This window comes from Herbaspirillum lusitanum (genome assembly GCF_046025995.1).
Lineage (GTDB): Bacteria > Pseudomonadota > Gammaproteobacteria > Burkholderiales > Burkholderiaceae_D > Herbaspirillum > Herbaspirillum lusitanum_A.
This window is the reverse complement of the sequence record NZ_JAQQFM010000023.1, coordinates 1-2,893: the sequence shown is the minus strand read 5'-3', so window position 1 is coordinate 2,893 and position 2,893 is coordinate 1. Positions and strand designations below refer to the sequence as shown.

Below are 2,893 nucleotides of genomic sequence, written 5' to 3'. Positions count from 1 at the left end.
TCTACAGCCTTGACCATATCCTCAATGACCTTCTTGGCATCACCGAAGACCATCATGGTCTTGTCCATGTAGAACAGTTCGTTGTCCAGGCCGGCGTAACCGGCGGCCATGGAGCGCTTGTTCACGATCACGGTCTTGGCCTTGTAGGCCTCCAGAATCGGCATGCCGGCAATCGAGGACTTGGGATCCTTGGCGGCCGGGTTGACCACGTCGTTGGCGCCCAGCACCAGCACCACGTCGGCCTGGGCGAACTCGCTGTTGATGTCTTCCATCTCGAACACCTGGTCGTACGGCACTTCGGCTTCAGCCAGCAGCACGTTCATGTGGCCCGGCATGCGGCCTGCAACAGGGTGAATCGCGTACTTCACGGTCACGCCCTTGTGCGTCAGTTTTTCGGTCAGCTCTTTCAGGGCATGCTGGGCCCGCGCCACCGCCAGGCCGTAGCCGGGCACGATGATCACGGTTTCAGCGTTGCCCATCAGGAAGGAGGCGTCGTCGGCCGAACCCGACTTGACGCTGCGCTGCGCCTGCGCGCCGCCGGCTGTTGCCGCCGCAGGGTCGCCGCCGAAGCCGCCCAGAATCACGTTGAAGAAGGAGCGGTTCATGGCCTTGCACATGATGTAGGACAGAATCGCGCCGGAAGAACCGACCAGCGAACCGGCAATGATCAGCATGGCGTTGTTGAGCGAGAAGCCGATGCCGGCTGCGGCCCAGCCCGAGTAGCTGTTCAACATCGACACCACCACCGGCATGTCGGCGCCGCCGATGGGGATGATGATGAGCACGCCCAGCACGAAGGCAATCGCCGCCATGATGATGAAGGGCAGCCAGTTCTGGGTCAGCACAAAGATGATGCCGAAGCCGATCATGGCGATCGCCAGCAGCAGGTTCAGGAAGTGCTGGCCGGAGAAGTTGACCGGCGCGCCCTGGAACAGGCGGAACTTGTATTTGCCCGAGAGCTTGCCGAAGGCGATCACCGAACCCGAGAAGGTAATGGCGCCCACAAAGGTGCCGATGAACAACTCGACCCGGTTGCCCAGCGGAATCGCTTCACCGTGCGCGGCAATGTTGAAGGCCCAGGGTTCGGCCACGGCCGCCACCGCGATACACACCGCCGCCAGACCGATCAGCGAGTGCATCGCCGCCACCAGTTCAGGCATCTTGGTCATCTCGACGCTCCTGGCCAGATAGGCGCCGATGCCGCCGCCCACGATCACGCCGCCGGCCACCAGCCACAGGCCGATGCCGCTGGTGGCCATCTCGCCCTTGAGCCTGATGATCAGCGCCAGCGTAGTCAGCACCGCAATGGCCATGCCGGCCATGCCGAAGCTGTTGCCGCGCCGTGCGGTGGAGGGATGCGACAGGCCCTTCAGGGCCTGGATGAAGCAGATCGACGCGATCAGATACAGCAGGGTCACCAGATTCATGCTCATGCTGCGGCTCCCTTGTCTGCTGCGGGCTTGGCCTTGGGCTCTTTCTTCTTGAACATCTCCAGCATGCGGCGCGTCACCATGAAGCCGCCGAAGACGTTGACCGCGGCCAGCGCTACGGCCAGCGTGCCGGCGATCTGGCCCACCGGGCCTTCAGTGAGGCCGGCGGCCAGCATGGCGCCGATGATGATGATGGCCGAGATGGCATTGGTCACCGCCATCAGCGGGGTATGCAAGGCGGGGGTAACGGTCCAGACCACGTGGTAGCCGACGTAGATCGCCAGTACGAAGATGATCAGGTTGATGAGGGTGTGACTGACTTCCATGATTGCTTCTCTCCGGATTCTTGTGTTTTATTTACGCAGCACGTCGCCACCGGCGCACAGCATGGTGGCCGCCACGATGTCGTCTTCGCGGTTGATCACCAGCTTGCCTTCGGCATCCACGATCAGCTTCATGAAGTCCAGCACATTGCGCGCATACAGGGCCGAGGCATCGGCCGCCACCAGCGCCGCCAGATTCCCTTCGCCGATGATATGCACGCCATGTTTGATGACGGTCTTGCCGGGCTCCGACAGCGGGCAGTTGCCGCCCTGATCGACCGCCATGTCCAGAATCACCGAACCCGGCTTCATGGCCTTGACGGTGTCTTCGCTGATGAGCACCGGCGCCTTGCGGCCCGGAATCAGCGCGGTACAGATGATGATGTCGGCTTGCTTCGCACGTTCGTGCACCAGCTCGGCCTGACGCCGCATCCAGTCGGGCGGCATGGGGCGCGCATAGCCGCCCACGCCTTGCGCGATTTCTTTCTCTTCCTCGGTGATGAAGGGCACATCCAGAAACTTGGCGCCCAGCGACTCGATCTGCTCCTTCACCGCAGGACGCACGTCGGAGGCCTCGATCACCGCGCCCAGGCGCTTGGCGGTCGCAATCGCCTGCAGACCGGCGACACCGGCACCCATGATCAGCATGCGCGCGGCCTTGACGGTGCCGGCGGCGGTCATGAGCATCGGCATGAAACGCTGATAGGTATTGGCGGCCATCAGCACGGCCTTGTAGCCGGCGATATTGGCCTGCGAGGACAGCACATCCATGGATTGCGCGCGCGTGGTGCGCGGCGCGGCTTCCAGCGCAAAGGCGGTCAGCCCGGCGGCGGCCATGGCGGCGATATTGTCGGCGTCGAAAGGGTTCAGCATGCCGATGAGGACGCTGCCGGCCTTGATCTGCGCGCGCTCGGCGGCATCCGGCGCCCGCACCTTGAGAATGAGCTCGGCGCCGTAGACCACTTCGGCCTTGCCGATGTTGGCGCCCACCGCGACATAGGCTTCATCGGGAATGCTGGAACGGACTCCCGCCCCCGATTCGATCGTGACTTCGTGCCGCGCTGCCACCAGTTTCTTCACCGTTTCCGGCGTGGCCGCCACACGTGTTTCGCCGTCCCGACTTTCGGCGGGAATTCCTAT

3 protein-coding genes are annotated in these 2,893 nt (G+C 63.4%); all 3 read right to left on the bottom strand.

Going from position 1 to position 2,893, the window contains the following annotated elements:
- A partial coding sequence (locus PQR62_RS25500; protein WP_408160884.1) for an NAD(P)(+) transhydrogenase (Re/Si-specific) subunit beta occupies window positions 1–1,433 on the bottom strand: 1,433 nt, incomplete at its 3' end.
- A complete protein-coding gene (locus tag PQR62_RS25495; RefSeq protein ID WP_408160883.1) occupies window positions 1,430–1,756 on the bottom strand; it encodes an NAD(P) transhydrogenase subunit alpha part 2 in 327 nt (108 codons plus the stop codon). The genes PQR62_RS25500 and PQR62_RS25495, both read right to left, overlap by 4 nt.
- A gap of 27 nt (window positions 1,757–1,783) precedes the next feature.
- Window positions 1,784–2,893 (bottom strand): Re/Si-specific NAD(P)(+) transhydrogenase subunit alpha (locus PQR62_RS25490; protein WP_408160882.1); only part of this gene is annotated, 1,110 nt, incomplete at its 5' end.